General features: G+C 71.8%; 13 protein-coding genes and 4 pseudogenes. 14 read left to right on the top strand and 3 right to left on the bottom strand.

The genetic code is table 11. From position 1 onward, the window contains the following. From KPL57_RS12785 to KPL57_RS12770, 5 genes and pseudogenes are all read left to right on the top strand, one after another. Positions 1 to 301: pseudogene (locus KPL57_RS12785) on the top strand (hypothetical protein); the annotation flags it as partial. Next, positions 298 to 1,044 carry a hypothetical protein gene (locus KPL57_RS12780; protein ID WP_226351758.1) on the top strand — a complete coding sequence of 249 codons (747 nt, stop codon included), beginning with the start codon at positions 298 to 300 and terminating at the stop codon, positions 1,042 to 1,044. The pseudogene KPL57_RS12785 and the gene KPL57_RS12780, both read left to right, overlap by 4 nt. Positions 1,045 to 1,152: 108 nt before the next feature. Then, positions 1,153 to 1,701, top strand: a pseudogene (locus tag KPL57_RS66380) (AMP-binding protein); the annotation flags it as partial. Positions 1,702 to 1,732: 31 nt separating this feature from the next. Further along, positions 1,733 to 2,344, top strand: coding sequence for an AMP-binding protein (locus tag KPL57_RS66375; protein ID WP_308252859.1), 612 nt, complete (start codon positions 1,733 to 1,735; stop codon positions 2,342 to 2,344). After that, the gene (locus tag KPL57_RS12770) at positions 2,344 to 2,877 is read left to right on the top strand and encodes an acyl-CoA synthetase (protein WP_374203704.1); all 534 of its coding nucleotides are present in this window, start codon (positions 2,344 to 2,346) and stop codon (positions 2,875 to 2,877) included. Before KPL57_RS66375 ends, KPL57_RS12770 begins: the two co-directional genes overlap by 1 nt. 2 nt (positions 2,878 to 2,879) lie before the next feature. Here the strand turns inward: KPL57_RS12770 and KPL57_RS69640 are convergent, their stop codons facing one another. Then, positions 2,880 to 3,698 (bottom strand): alanine racemase, encoded by an 819-nt coding sequence (locus tag KPL57_RS69640; RefSeq protein ID WP_226351757.1) that lies wholly within the window; start codon positions 3,696 to 3,698, stop codon positions 2,880 to 2,882. Positions 3,699 to 3,874: 176 nt separating this feature from the next. Continuing rightward, positions 3,875 to 5,173: a D-arabinono-1,4-lactone oxidase gene (locus KPL57_RS12760; protein ID WP_226351756.1), complete on the bottom strand. Its 1,299-nt coding sequence runs from the start codon at positions 5,171 to 5,173 to the stop codon at positions 3,875 to 3,877. A gap of 130 nt (positions 5,174 to 5,303) precedes the next feature. Here KPL57_RS12760 and KPL57_RS12755 point away from each other — a divergent pair, with 130 nt between their 5' ends. From KPL57_RS12755 to KPL57_RS69630, 5 genes and pseudogenes are all read left to right on the top strand, one after another. Continuing rightward, positions 5,304 to 5,843: a metal-dependent hydrolase gene (locus KPL57_RS12755; protein ID WP_226351755.1), complete on the top strand. Its 540-nt coding sequence runs from the start codon at positions 5,304 to 5,306 to the stop codon at positions 5,841 to 5,843. Positions 5,844 to 6,112: 269 nt separating this feature from the next. Then, a complete protein-coding gene (locus tag KPL57_RS12750) occupies positions 6,113 to 7,336 on the top strand; it encodes an ISAs1 family transposase (protein WP_226351754.1) in 1,224 nt (407 codons plus the stop codon). Between the two features lie 73 nt (positions 7,337 to 7,409). Then, a complete protein-coding gene (locus KPL57_RS12745) occupies positions 7,410 to 8,177 on the top strand; it encodes an alpha/beta fold hydrolase (RefSeq protein WP_226351753.1) in 768 nt (255 codons plus the stop codon). 4 nt (positions 8,178 to 8,181) lie between these two features. Beyond that, positions 8,182 to 8,328 (top strand): annotated as a pseudogene (locus KPL57_RS69635) (MerR family DNA-binding transcriptional regulator); the annotation flags it as partial. A gap of 80 nt (positions 8,329 to 8,408) precedes the next feature. Continuing rightward, positions 8,409 to 8,957, top strand: coding sequence for a hypothetical protein (locus KPL57_RS69630; protein WP_226351769.1), 549 nt, complete (start codon positions 8,409 to 8,411; stop codon positions 8,955 to 8,957). 291 nt (positions 8,958 to 9,248) lie between these two features. Here the strand turns inward: KPL57_RS69630 and KPL57_RS12725 are convergent, their stop codons facing one another. Then, entirely contained in the window at positions 9,249 to 9,671 is a 423-nt protein-coding gene (locus tag KPL57_RS12725) for a MarR family winged helix-turn-helix transcriptional regulator (RefSeq protein ID WP_226351752.1), read from the bottom strand. Between the two features lie 51 nt (positions 9,672 to 9,722). Between KPL57_RS12725 and KPL57_RS12720 the strand changes: the two genes are divergently transcribed. The 4 genes and pseudogenes from KPL57_RS12720 to KPL57_RS12705 all read left to right on the top strand — a co-directional run bounded on the left by KPL57_RS12720 (position 9,723) and on the right by KPL57_RS12705 (position 13,109). Further along, positions 9,723 to 10,463 carry an alpha/beta fold hydrolase gene (locus KPL57_RS12720; protein ID WP_226351751.1) on the top strand — a complete coding sequence of 247 codons (741 nt, stop codon included), beginning with the start codon at positions 9,723 to 9,725 and terminating at the stop codon, positions 10,461 to 10,463. A gap of 125 nt (positions 10,464 to 10,588) precedes the next feature. Next, complete coding sequence (locus KPL57_RS12715) at positions 10,589 to 11,032, top strand: MerR family transcriptional regulator (RefSeq protein ID WP_226351750.1); 444 nt, start codon at positions 10,589 to 10,591, stop codon at positions 11,030 to 11,032. Positions 11,033 to 11,139: 107 nt separating this feature from the next. Next, positions 11,140 to 12,434, top strand: a pseudogene (locus KPL57_RS12710) (IS256 family transposase). 27 nt (positions 12,435 to 12,461) lie between these two features. After that, a complete protein-coding gene (locus tag KPL57_RS12705) occupies positions 12,462 to 13,109 on the top strand; it encodes a PP2C family serine/threonine-protein phosphatase (protein WP_226351749.1) in 648 nt (215 codons plus the stop codon). Positions 13,110 to 13,292: the final 183 nt, after the last annotated feature.

Genomic DNA, 13,292 nt, shown 5'->3' with positions numbered 1-13,292 from the left:
GGTCGCTACGGTGCCTACGAGGGCATCGCCACCGGGTCCTGCGTGCGCCGCCCCGGGCTCGACCTCGCGCTGGTGGAGACCGCTCACGCGGGCCGGGGCCGAGGTCCGCGAGGCGACCCGGGTGACCGACCTGCTCCACGACGACGACGGACGCGTCGTCGGGGTCCGCTGGAAGGACCGCGAGGACCGCACCGGGGAGATCCGGGCGAAGCTGGTGGTCGGGGGGCCGACGGGCGTCGCTCCACCGTCGCCCGCCTGGTCGGCACCCGCGAGCACCACCGCTGGGAGAACCAGCGGATGATGGCCTTCGCCTACTACGACGACCCCCGCGAGGAGCTGCGCGGCGTCGCCGCCCAGTGGCGCGAGGGGCGCGAGCTCGCCACCGTCTTCCCGTGCGACGGCGGGAAGTCCGTCGTGCTGCTCATGCCGCCGGTGGAGCGCGCGGAGGAGTTCCGGCGCGACGCGACCGCGCGTTCTCCTCGACCCGTGGGCCGCGATCGCGCCGTTGGCCGAGCGGCTGCGCGGCTGCACGATGGCGTCGAAGGTCCGCACCTCGCGCAGCCACCCGTCGTACTTCCGGCACTCGCAGGGGCCGGGTTGGCGCTCGCCGGCGACGCCGGTCACTTCAAGGACCCGGTCACCGCCCAGGGCATCCGCGACGCGCTGCGCTTCGGCCGCCTGCTCGGCGAGGCCGTCGCTCCGTACCTGGACGACCCGGCCGACCTCGACGCCGCGCTCGCGCGCTGGGAGTCCGACCGCGACGAGCAGTGCCTGCCGATGTACCAGTGGGCCAACGGCCTGGGGCGCGACGACGACGTCTCACCGCTGGAGCGCGCGTCCTACCGCTGGTTCGCCGCGAGCGAGGACCGCGCCACCGAGCTGTGGGGACGTGTTCTCCCGCCGGCGGCCACCGACCCAGGTCTTCGCCCGGCCCGGCTCCTGGGCTGGGTCCGCGACTGCCTGCGTGACCCGGCGGTGGACCGCGCCGAGCTGTGGCGGGTGCTGCGGGCGCGACGTCGGCCGGGAGATCGCCAGGGTCCGTGAGGCACGCGGGTTCGTGCAGAATCGCGAGGAGTCCGCACGGCGCGGCCTCCCCCCGGCGTCCGCGTCCCCGGAACGGGCGCCGGCCCTGATCGCCCCGGAGGCCGGAGCATGACCGCAACGTTGCTGGACGCCCTGCACGACACCGTCGCCGCACGCCCCGACGAGGTCGCGCTGCGCACCCGGGACGGGGCGGTCCGATGGACCTGGTCGGAGTACGACGCGCTGGCCCGCCGCGCCGCGTCCGGCCTGGCCGGGCTCGGTGTCGGCCACGGCTCGGTCGTCGCGCTGATGCTGGAGAACCGGCCCGAGTTCCACATCGCCGACCTGGGCGCCGTGCTGCTCGGGGCGGCGACGGTGTCGATCTACAACACCTCGTCGCCGGAGCAGATCGCGTACGTGCTGCGCGACTCCGGCGCCACGGTCCTGATCGTGCAGGAGAGCTTCGCCGCCGTCGCGGCGGCACCGGCTGCGGCGGCCGGCTGCCGGGTCGTCGTCCTCGACGGGCCCGGCCCGGAGGGCGCCGTCGGGTGGGACGTGCTGCTGGCGGCCGAGCCGCTCGCCGCGCCGGCCGCGGTGACCCCGGACGACCTGCTGACGATCATCTACACCTCGGGGACGACCGGCCCGCCCAAGGGCGTCGAGCTGACCCATCGCAACCTGGTGAGCGCGAAACCGCACCGTCGGCACGGTGTTCGGGCTGCGGCCCGGGGACCGCGTGGTGTGCTGGCTGCCGCTGGCCCACATCGCCGAGCGGGACGCGTCGTACTACATGGCCATCCTGTTCGGCCTCGACGTCACGACGTGCGCGAACCCGCGGGAGATCGGCGCGGCGCTGCGCGAGGTGCGCCCGCACTCGTTCTTCGCGGTGCCCCGGATCTGGGAGAAGCTCAAGGCGGGGGTGGAGGCGGCGGTCGCGGCCAGGGAGCCGCGGGAGCGCGCGCTCGTGGTGGACGGCGGCGATCGCCGACGGGACCGAGGCCGCCCGGCTCACCCAGGCCGGGGAGCCGGTGCCCGCCGAGCTCGCGGCCTGGGTAGAGGCCGCCGCGCCGGTCCTGGCGTCGCTGCGGGCCGCACTGGGCCTGGACGAGGCGCGGCCGGCCAACATCGGTGCCGCCCCGAGCGCGCCGGAGCTGACGCTGTTCTTCCACGCGATCGGCGTCCCGCTCGGCGAGATCTACGGCATGTCGGAGAACTGCGCGGCGTGCACCTGCAAACCCGTCCGACGCGATCCGCGTCGGCACCGCGGGCCCCGCGCTGCCCGGGACCGAGCTGCGCCTGGACTCCGACGGCGAGGTCCTGATGCGGTCCGAGGCCGTGATGCGGGGCTACCGCGGCAAGCCGGAGGAGACCGCGGCGGTGTTCACCGAGGACGGCTTCCTGCGCACCGGCGACATCGGCGTCATCGAGGACGGCTACCTGCGGATCGTCGACCGGAAGAAGGAGCTGATCATCAACGCGGCGGGGAAGAACATCTCCCCGTCGGCGGTGGAGTCGGCGATCAAGTCCCGGTCCCCGCTGATCGGCCAGCTGTGCGTGATCGGCGACGCCCGGCCCTACAACGTCGCGCTGGTCGCGCTGGACCCGGACGTCGCGGCCGGACGGGCCCACGACGACCCGACGGTGCGCGACGAGGTCGCTCGCGCGGTGAAGGAGGGCAACGCGCGCCTGGCCCGGGTCGAGACCGTCCGCCGGTACGCGATCGTGCCCGACCCGTGGATCCCCGGCGGCGACGAGCTCACCCCGACCATGAAGCTCAAGCGCCGCCCGATCACCGAGAAGTTCGCCGACACGGTCGAGTCGCTGTACGACGGCGGCGGCATCGACGCCGGCTGACCTCACCAGCCGCGCAGGTCGACCGCCCAGGTGTCGACGACCCGGTCGCCCTCCACGACGTGCATCCGCTCGTGGAGGGCGACGGTGGGGTCGACGTGGGCTGGCACGATCCGCACCCGGTCGCCGGTGGCCGGTGGGGTGTCGGCGGCGAACACGAGGTGCTCGTCGGCGCAGAACCACACGTTCCCGCCGGGGACGGTGGGGTTGCCGTGGTCCATGCCGAACGCCTTGAGTCCGGCGTCGGCGACCGCCCAGCCGGGCATGTCGCCGTCCGGCGCGGTCGTCGAGACCACCGTGGACAGCACGGTGAGCGCCTGGCGGAACGGCAGCCGGGCGGCGGTGTAGGCGGTGTCCATCAGCGCGTAGGACCCGGCCTGGATCTCGGTGCACGCGGTGTTCACCGCGTGAGTCCCGGTGCCGCCGCCGGAGACGATCTCGCCGCCGACGTCGGCGTGCGCCGCGCGGAGCCGGTCGGTGCACTCGGTGGTGAGCCGGGCTCGTTCGGCCTCGTCGGGGAGCATCTGCAGGTGGCCCTCGTAGCCCATCACCCCGCGCACGGTCAGCCCGGCGGCGCGGGCGGCGTCGGCGAGCGCCCCGGCGCGGGCCGGCGCGATCCCGCAGCGCGGCAGTCCGATGTTGACGTCGATCAGCACCTCGCGCACGCCGCCGTCGACGGCCGCGCGCAGCGTCTGCTCGGAGTCGATCGCGAGTGTCACCCGGCCCCGGACCGCACGACGGCACCGAGGCGGCGCGCGTCGAGCACCTCGTTGGCCAGCAGCAGGTCCGTGCCAGACCGGCCGCGGCCATGCCCTCCACCTCACGCACCGTCGCACAGGTGAACCCGGTGTGGCCGTGCGCGGCCTGTCGTCGGGCCAGCTCGGTCGTCTTGTGCGCCTTCACGTGCGGACGCAGCCGCGGGGGGCGCAGCAGCAGCCGCCGCCATGTCCGCGAGGTTGGCCTCCAGCGCGGGCCGCGTCGACCAGCAGCGCGGGCGTGGTCAGGTCGTCGACGTGCACGGAACCCCAGGACCCGGTCGAGGTAGGGGTTGCGGAACCGGCCCTCCGGGTCGAGCCGGTCCCTCGCGGTGACGAACGCGTCGAACCGCGGGTACGGGGCCGCAGCTGCTCCGCGGTGCGGGTGTGCAGCTTCCCCAGTGCGGACGTCCGTCCAGTGCGGACAGCACCGACTCGACGGCGCCGAAGTACGCCTCGTGCGGGCGTCGCGCGTGGACGTGCACCGCGAGGTAGGCGGTGTCGCGTCCGTACGCGGTGGACAGTGCGATGTCGTCGCCGCCGAGCACCCGGACCTCGACCGGGAACGCCACGTCCGCGGCGTGCCGGGCGGCGGCGGCCCGCAACCCGGCGAACGCCTCACCGAGCGCGGCCCGCGGCACGGCGTACTCCATCTCCAGGAACCGCACGCGGCGTGGGCTGCAGAACACCGCGTAGGACGGGGCCACGTACTCCCCGGCGGCCATCTGCCCGGCCATGACCCGGTTGAGCCGCGGCGCCAGCGGCGGTGCCACCGCGGCGACCCGCTGGACCAGCCCGAACGCGCCGTTCCCGAGCAGCTCGTCGCCGACGAGGGCGGCGGCCCGGCTGCGGCGGGGGCCGGTCGCGCCGGTCCGGTCGTTCGTCTTCAGCACCGCGGTGGTGGTGTGCGGGAACCAGTAGAACTCGACGTGGTCGTGTGCCGCGGCGAGCGCGTCGAGGCCGTCGAGGACCTCGGCGAGCGGGCGGGCGCTCTCGCGGGCGTGCAGGTGGAACGCGGGGACGGTCTCCAGGGTCACCTCGACGATCACCCCGAGCGCCCCGAGCCCCACCCTGGCCAGGTCGAACAGGTCGGGCTCGCGGGTCGTGTCGAGTGTGTGCACCGTGCCGGTGCCGTCGACGAGGAGCAGCCCGCGCACCGCGTCGGCAATGCCGCGGTACCCGGCGCCGGTGCCGTGGGTGCCGGTGGAGATCGCGCCGGCGACGGTCTGGGCATCGATGTCGCCGAGGTTCGGCAGCGCCCGTCCGCGCGCCCACAGCCACCGGTTGAGCGTGTGCAGGGTGACCCCGGCCGGCACGGTCACGAGCGCGCCGTCGCAGCGCAGCCCGGCCGGGTCGGCGGGCACCGCCAGCGCGACGCCGTCGGGCACGCCGATGCCGGTGAAGGAGTGGCCGCTGCCGCGCGGACGCACCCGCAGGCCCTGTTCGGCGGCCCGGCGGACGGCGTCGACGACGTCGCCGGTGTCGCGCGCGCCCGGACCGTCCTGATCGGACGGGTGCGCTGGTTGCCCGCCCAGTTGCGCCACCGCTGCGTCACGGTGCGAGCCTGCGCGGCCCACCGGGTGTGGTCAAGACCGTCCCACGCGTGTCGGGGACCGGCCGGGACGGTGGCGCGTGGTTACGTTCCGTGTTCTTCTGCAGAAGGTGGGGGTCACGATGATGGGGCGTACGCACGCGTTGTCGGGTGCGGTGCTGGGGCTCGCGGTGTGCTCGGCGGTGCCGCCGCCACCGGTGCTGGTGCCGGTGGTCGTGGTGGTGTGCGCGCTGGCCGCGTTCGCGCCGGACCTGGACCATCCGTCGAGCGTCGCGGCGCGGGCGCTGCCGCCGGTGACCTGGCTGCTGTGCCGGGTGATCCGGTGGCTGTCGCGGGTGACGACCGGGGTGTCGCACCGCGGGCTGTCGCACTCGCCGGTGTTCGCGGCCGCGGTCGGGCTGCTGGCGTGGTGGGGGACCGGGTACCTGCTGCCCGGTCAGACGGCGGTCTGGACCGGCGTCGCGGCCGGTGCGGGCTGCTGGATCGGTGCGATCGGCGACGAGCTGACCTCGAACGGGAACCGGTTCGCGTTCTGGCCGTTGGCGGGGATCCGCTGGCCGCGGATGCTGCGGTTCCGGACCGGCGGGACCGGGGAACACGTCGTTGTCGGACTGCTGGCGGTCACGGGGGTCGCGCTGATGACCGGCACCTGGGCGTTCTGAGCGGTCCCGGTCGACATCGCTCTGTATAGCTGATACACAGGGATATACAAGCGATACATTCGATCTGGGAGAGCGCATGACCACACAGTCGTTGCAGGGCCGGAACGTGCTCGTCGCCGCGGGCGGCACAGGGCCCCGGCAAAGTCGTGATGGGTGGGTCCTGAGCTGCGGTGATGTGGGGGGTGGGGGTGGGTGCGGACACAGGCTTGGCGTGATCATGAGGGTGTCGAATCCTTGCTCACGTCAGGAAGCCTGTGTCCGCAGTGTCAGTGTCTCCGATCGTTGCTGCTCTGGAAGGCCTGGAGGTCGGTCCTGACGCGGGGAGAGCCGCGCCGGTCGGTGAGGCGGCGGGGTTGTCGCTGGTGGAGGCCCTGTCGCGAGTGCCGGACCCGCGGAAACCACGCGGTGTCCGCCACGGTGTCCTCGCGGTGTTGCTACTGGGGGCGTGCGCGGTGTTGGCGGGGGCCCGGTCGTTCACCGCGATCGCCGAGTACGCCCATGACGTCGGCCGCGCCGTGCTGGACGTGCTCGGGGTGGGCGCGGTCGCTCCGCACGAGTCGACCATCCGCCGGGTCCTGCAACGGGTCGACGCCTCGGCGCTGGAGGCGGCGTTGCAGTCCTGGGTGTTGCCCCAGCTCAGCGCCCAGCCGGCGGCGGAGGGCACACCCCGGCGAGAACAGCGTCGCGTGCTGGCCTTGGACGGCAAGACCCTGCGCGGCGCCCGCGTCCGTGCCGCCGACGGCAGGGTCTGGCTCCCGCATCTGGTGTCGGTGCTCGACCAGACCAGCGGTGGCGTGCTCGGCCAGGTTCAGGTCGCAGAGAAGGGCAGCGAGATCACCGCGTTCACCGCGCTGCTCGACCCCCTCGACCTCGACGATGTACTGGTCACCGCGGACGCTCTGCACACCCAGCGAGCCCACGCCGACTACCTACACCGCCGCGGCGGGCACTACCTGATGACGATCAAAGCGAACCAGCCCACGCTGCTGGCACGGGTACGGGCGCTGCCCTGGACCCAGATCGGCGTCGCTGATCGTCAACGCGGGCGTGGGCACGGCCGCGTCGAGACCCGCACGATCAGCGTGGTCAGCCTGCACCCCTGTCCCGACCTGGGCGCAGAGTTCTTCCCCCACGCATCCCAGGCGATCAAGCTGGTGCGCCGGCGTCGCCCACTGCGGCCTGGCGGGAAGTGGAGAACCGAGACCGCCTACGCGATCACCAGCCTGACCAGCACCGACGCCGATCCAGGACTGCTCGCCCGCTGGATCCGTGGGCACTGGTCGATCGAGAATCGCCTGCACTGGGTCCGTGATGTCTGCTTCGACGAAGACCGCGCCACCGCCCACACCGGTCACGCCCCGCAGGTCATGTCGGCGTTGCGGAACCTCGCGATCACCGCGCTACGCCTGCACGGCGTCAGCAACATCGCCGCAGCACTCCGCCACCACGCCCGCGACCCCCATCGACCACTGACCACCTACAAGATCATCTAGCGACTTTGCCGGGGCCCTGACCCGAGGGCAACCCGGAGTGTCACCGGCATGAAGCACTCGGAGTGGGACGGGCATGGTCTCCGTCGATGACACGGCTCTGGCGGTCTCGGACAGCGGTGGCGAAGGGAGGCCGGTCATCTACCTGAACGGCTCTTTCGCGAGCCAGCGGCACTGGAGACGAACCATCGGCGAACTCGGCGACGGGTTCCGGCACATCACGTTCGACGAGCGCGCACGTGGCCGCTCCAAGCGCTCGTCGGACTACTCGTTCGCAGCCTGCCTGCGTGATCTCGACGCTGTTCTGCAGTCGAGGAAGGTCCGGAACCCGATCCTGGTGGGGTGGTCCTACGGAGCGTTTCTCGCCACGTCGTGGGGCGAGCGGCACCCCGGCCAGGTCACCGGGGTCGTCAACGTCGACGGTGCGCTGCCGTACGGCATCACCGGCGCAGCCGGCCGCGAGCGGATCGAGAAGACGTTCCGGCGGATTCGAATGCTGCTACCGCTGGTCGCGCCGTTCGGCCTCGCCGCGCGGATGACGGCCGCCGAGCATGCCGCGATCAACATCGAGCTGAACGAACTGGCGTCCTCTTTCGGCCCGATCCTGGACCGAGTCGGTTGCCCCGTGCGCTATGTCCTGGGAAGTGGTGACAGCTTCGGGGCCAACAGCGGTGAGCACAACGACGCCCGTGCCGCCCTCACTCCACATCTGGGCAGGAATCCCAACCTGCAGATCAGCCCCACGGTTGCGAGCAATCACGGCAAGATCCTTCGCAACGACTTCCGGGCTGTCGCGCAGGCCGTGCGCGATGTTGCCGCGGTCGACGGCGTGGTGACAGGCTGAGTCGATGACCGCCGGGCTCACGATCGGGCAGGCCGCCACCTTCTGCGGTGTGACGATCAAGACCGTGCGGCACTACCACCGAGTGGGTCTGCTGCAGGAGCCGCGACGCGACAGCTCCGGTTATCGGCGCTACACCTCGACCGACCTGCTTCGATTGGTCCAGGTCCGCACATTGGCGGAGGCGGGCGTCGCACTTGCAGAGATCGACAGCATCGTCGGTGAGAGCCTCTCGTGTCGGCCGCCGCGTTGGACGACATCGATCGGAGACTCGTCGAACAGATCAACGAGCTGGACGCGCGACGCCGGAAGCTGCATCGGCTCAGTGACGGCCACCGAGCACTTCTGTCCGATCGAGCGTGTCAACTACTCGCGAAGCACGCGGACCTCGGATTTCCTCCGGACTTCATCGCTGCGCAGCGAGACGGGATGGTGCTGGCCAAGGCACTCGGGCCGCAGTTCTTCGAGGGGTTTCTGACGTTGCTCGGGCACCGGCTCGACGACCCCGAGTACGTAGAGCTGCAGCAACGGTGTTGGGCGGCAGCGTCGTGGGAACCCGACGACCCACGGCTCGAACAGCTCGCGAGCGTGGTTGCCGACAATCTCTTGAAGGACCGCGAGCTGATGGCTGCGCAGGGGGCCGTCTTCTCGACGCCGGATGCCGCCGCTCGCTACCGCGTGATCAACGATCACCGGGCCGACGATCTGCCGACCGTCGCCCGGCTCAACGAACTGATCGAGGCCCACCTGCGCGACGCTGGCCTCGAGATTCCCAAGCGCTGAGATGTCGGGCCGCCGTGCCGACACGCTCGACGGCGCGGGCTGGCGGGGCGCTGAGCACGTGCGAGCCGAGCTCATCCGCTGTCCCGTCCACAACGGCCCGTCGAAGATCGTGGAGGACGTCGAGCTCGCGACCCTGGGCTGGGTGCACCGACACAACCATCGGCGCCTGCACGGCTACCTCGGCGACCGACCCCCCGGTCGAGTACGACCGGGCGTTCTATGCTGCCCACTGGGATGACCGACAGCTGGTCGGAGTCCCATGACGCGGGTCTCCGTCAGGCCCAAGGTGGTTCAGGCCATGGGGTCCCGGGCGACCAAGTCGCCGAGTATCCGGGCAAGTGTCGCTCGCGCCGGCTCGTCGAGCGCCGCGAACAGGCTGTCCAGCACCCCGGCGGCGATACGGTGCCCCTCGGCCAGGGCTACCCGGCCGGTCTCGGTGAGTGTGTGCTCCAGGCGTCGGCCCCGCCCCGCCGTGCGCTCGATCAACCCGCGACTGAGCATCCGATTCGCGAGCGTGCCGAACGCCTGATCGCTCTGGAAGGTCGCCGTCGCGAGCGTGTGCCCGGATGCTCCCGGCATCCGGTCGATCGCGCGAAGGGCATCCCACTGCACGAGGGTCACGCCGGTCTCCTGTAGGGCGGCATCCAACGCGCGGTGGTTGCGGTACTGCGCCCGCTTGATCATCTGGCCGAGCAGTTCGAGATCAGTTGCCACGGTGCTACTGTATCAACATCCTTAGATCAATAGGTTGATACTGGAGTGGTCATGACTCGCCCTGACACCACCCGCACCGCGCTCGTCCTGCATGGAGGGGGTGGTCCTGGCACCGTCGCGCCGCTCGTCGAGCACCTCTCCGCGTCGATGCGCGTCATCGCCCCCACCCACCCCGGCTGGGACGGCACCCCCGGAGTGGACAGCGTCGCTTCGATCGCCGATCTCGCGACGCACTACCTCGCACGACTTCGTGAACAGGGCGAGTGCGACGTCATCGTCGTCGGCTCGTCCATCGGCGGCTGGGTGGCACTCGAGATGGCGCTCCAGGCGGCGGCCGACGACCAGTACGCCGGCACAGTGGGCGCCGTGGTCGACATCAACGGGACAGGTGCGGTCGTCGAAGGCGAGCCAGGTGCCGACTTCTTCGCCCTCGACGCGCGGGGGCTCGCCGAAGCGGCCTGGCATGACCCGGAGCGTGGCTACCGGGACCCGGCTTCACTGACGGACGAGCAGCGCGCCGTCCAGCAGTCCAACGGACAGGCGATGGCCGCCCTGGCCGGACCGACACTGAGCGATGCGACCCTCCTCGGCCGACTGGGGGCGATCGCAGTACCGACGCTGGTCGTGTACGGCGCCAGCGACCGGATCGTCACGCCTGCATACGGTCGCGCGGTCGCGGCGGCGATCCCGGGCGCGTCCTTCGCCGAGGTCCCCGCTGCCGGGCACCTTCCCCACCTCGAAGCACCTACCGCGACGTGGGCCGTTATCGACCCCTTCCTCGCTCGGCTCTGATACCGGCCGAACCCGGCGCCTCACCGGTCGCGAGATCCTGTCGTCGAGCCGCTTGACCCGGCCCTCGGGGCCACCCGGAGCGTCGTCGTTGCCGGGCATGTGGCCCGGTTGACGAAGGAGGCGACGTGGACGAGCTCACGACCGGCGCGTTCGCCCGCGCCACCGGTCTGACGCGCAAGGCGCTCCGGCTCTACGACGATCTCGACCTGCTCCGGCCGGTCCGCACGGACCCGGTCACCGGCTACCGCTACTACGCGGCCGCCCAGCTCTCGGTCGCGCGACGCGTCGCGTGGCTGCGCCGGGTCGGCATGCCGCTGGCCCGGATCCGGGCGTGCTCCGACCTGTCACGGGCCGAGTTGGCCGTCGTCGTGCGGGACTGGTGGGCGCAGGAGGAGGCGGCAGGAGTGGAACGTCGGGCGTTGGTCGCTGCCCTCGTCGAGGCACTGGAGGAGGACGACATGCCCGAGTCGGACGGACGAGCGACACTGCGGCTGCGTTGTGGCGCCGCAAGTGCCCAGGGCCCGGTTCGTGACCGGCAGCAGGACAGTGCCGGGGGTGACGAGCGATGAGCAATGCTTGAGACCTGTGGATGACCTGGAGGGGCCGTACCCTCCCGGTGATCTTGAGGCTCTGAAGCAAGGCCGGCGGGTCAACGCCGGCCGGAAGGGTACGACCCGTGCTCACCGTAGTTCCTGGAGCTGCTGACACCGATGAACCCCGCCGGGGCGGCGGCTCGCTGATCGACGACCTGGTCCGCGAAGGCGCCCGCCGGATGCTGGCCGAGGCGTTGCAGGCCGAGGTCGATGACTACATCGCCCGCCACGCTGAGGAGCGCGACGAGCACGGCCGGCGGCTCGTGGTCCGCAACGGCACCCACCAGCCCCGCGAGGTCCTCACCTCGGCCGGCGCGGTCGAGGTTGTCGCCCCGCGGGTCGACGACCGCCGCATCGATCCCGAGACCGGGCACCGCTGCAGGTTCTCCTCGGCGATCCTGCCGCGATGGTGCCGCCGCACTCCGAAGATCACCGAGGTGTTACCGCTGCTGTATCTGCACGGACTCTCGACCGGGGACTTCGTGCCCGCGCTCGGGCAGTTCCTCGGCTCCACCGCGGGCCTGTCGGCGTCGATGGTCACCAGACTGACCGAGACCTGGAAGACCGAACAGCAGACCTTCTCCCGCCGAGACCTGTCCGGTGTGGACTACGTCTACCTGTGGGCCGACGGGATCCACGTCAACATCCGCCTCGAGGAACACGAGCTGTGCCTACTCGTGCTCATCGGAGTCCGCGCGGACGGCGGCAAGGAACTCGTCGCCCTGACCGATGGCTACCGCGAGTCGAGCGAGTCCTGGGCCGATCTGCTGCGCGACTGCGCGCGGCGCGGCATGCGAGCACCCGTGCTCGCGGTCGCTGACGGCGCGCTCGGGTTCTGGGGCGCGCTGCGCGAGGTGTTCCCGCAGACCCGCGAGCAGCGCTGCTGGGTCCACAAGACCGCCAATGTCCTTGCCGCGCTGCCGAAGTCAGCGCATCCGGGGGCGAAGAAGGCGCTGACCGAGATCTGGAACGCCGAGGACAAGCGCAGAGCCCTCGACCGCAGAGCCCTCGACGCCGTGGCCCGCTTCGAGGCCGCCTACCGGGCGAAGTTCGGCAAGGCCGTCGCGAAGATCGGTGACGACCTCGACGAACTGCTCGCCTTCTACGACTTCCCCGCCGAACACTGGCAACACCTACGCACCACGAACCCGATCGAGTCCACGTTCGCGACGGTCCGCCACCGCACCCGGGTCACCCGCGGGCCCGGTCACGCGCGGCCGGACTGGCGATGGCGTTCAAGCTCATCGAGGCCGCCCAGAACCGATGGCGCGCCGTGAACGGACCGCACCTGGTCGCCCTCGTCCGAGCCGGAGCCCGATTCGACGCCGGCCGCCTCGTCGAACGACCCGATGCCCACACCCACACCGAAGCCGCCTAAAAGATCTTCATCCACAGGTCTTGACGATTGCTCCGAGCGGTCGCGGTCGTCGCTGACGGCTTCGGCCCGGACGGCGCCGCGGTCAGTGCACGGGTTCTGGAAGCAGTGGCGGGGGCGCACGGTCGCGGGCCGGGAGAGGTCCTGGCCGCCCTCGATGCTCTGCGCGGCGAGTTGCATGAAACGGCAGGGCCGGGCCGGCACCCGATGTCGCCCGGGGACGTGGACCCGCTGGTCTCCGGCAGCACGGTCACCGCTCTGGTCCTGACCGACGAGCAGAAGCTGGCTCTCGTCCACGTCGGTGATTCACGGGCATGGCTGCTCCGCGACGGGGTGCTCACCCGTCTGACCCACGATCACACTCTTGTCCGGTCGATGGTCGAGGCCGGAACGCTGACCGAGACGGAGGCGGCGTCGCATCCGCACCGGGCCACGCTGCTGCGTGCGCTCGCGCCCGGGCAGGACGGGCCGGACCTGGCTCTGCACACGGTCCGCGAGGGCGACCGATACCTGCTGGCCACCGACGGTCTGCATGCCCATGTCCCGCCGGAAGCGGTCGCGGCAGTTCTCACCGGCACGTCCGGACCGGTCGAGACGAGCCGAGCGCTCGTCGATCTGGCGATGGCGGCGGGCGCACCCGACAATGTCGCTGTCGCGGTTGCCGACGTCGTTCGCTGACGGGCATCGGTCTGCTGCCGGCCCCGTCGACGGGCTGGCGGCGGACAGATCCCCGGATGACGTGGGGGGGCAATGGGCCTCCTGGGTGTCATCGCGGCGGCAGCGTCGGGGTGGGGGCGGGTCCTTCCTCGGCCGCCTACGCTCGTCCTCGACACCCGGCTCCATGAGGCTTATTCAGGCTCC

The sequence above is a fragment of the Pseudonocardia sp. ICBG601 genome, assembly GCF_020496245.1.
This window is presented reverse-complemented; position numbering and strand designations above follow the sequence as displayed.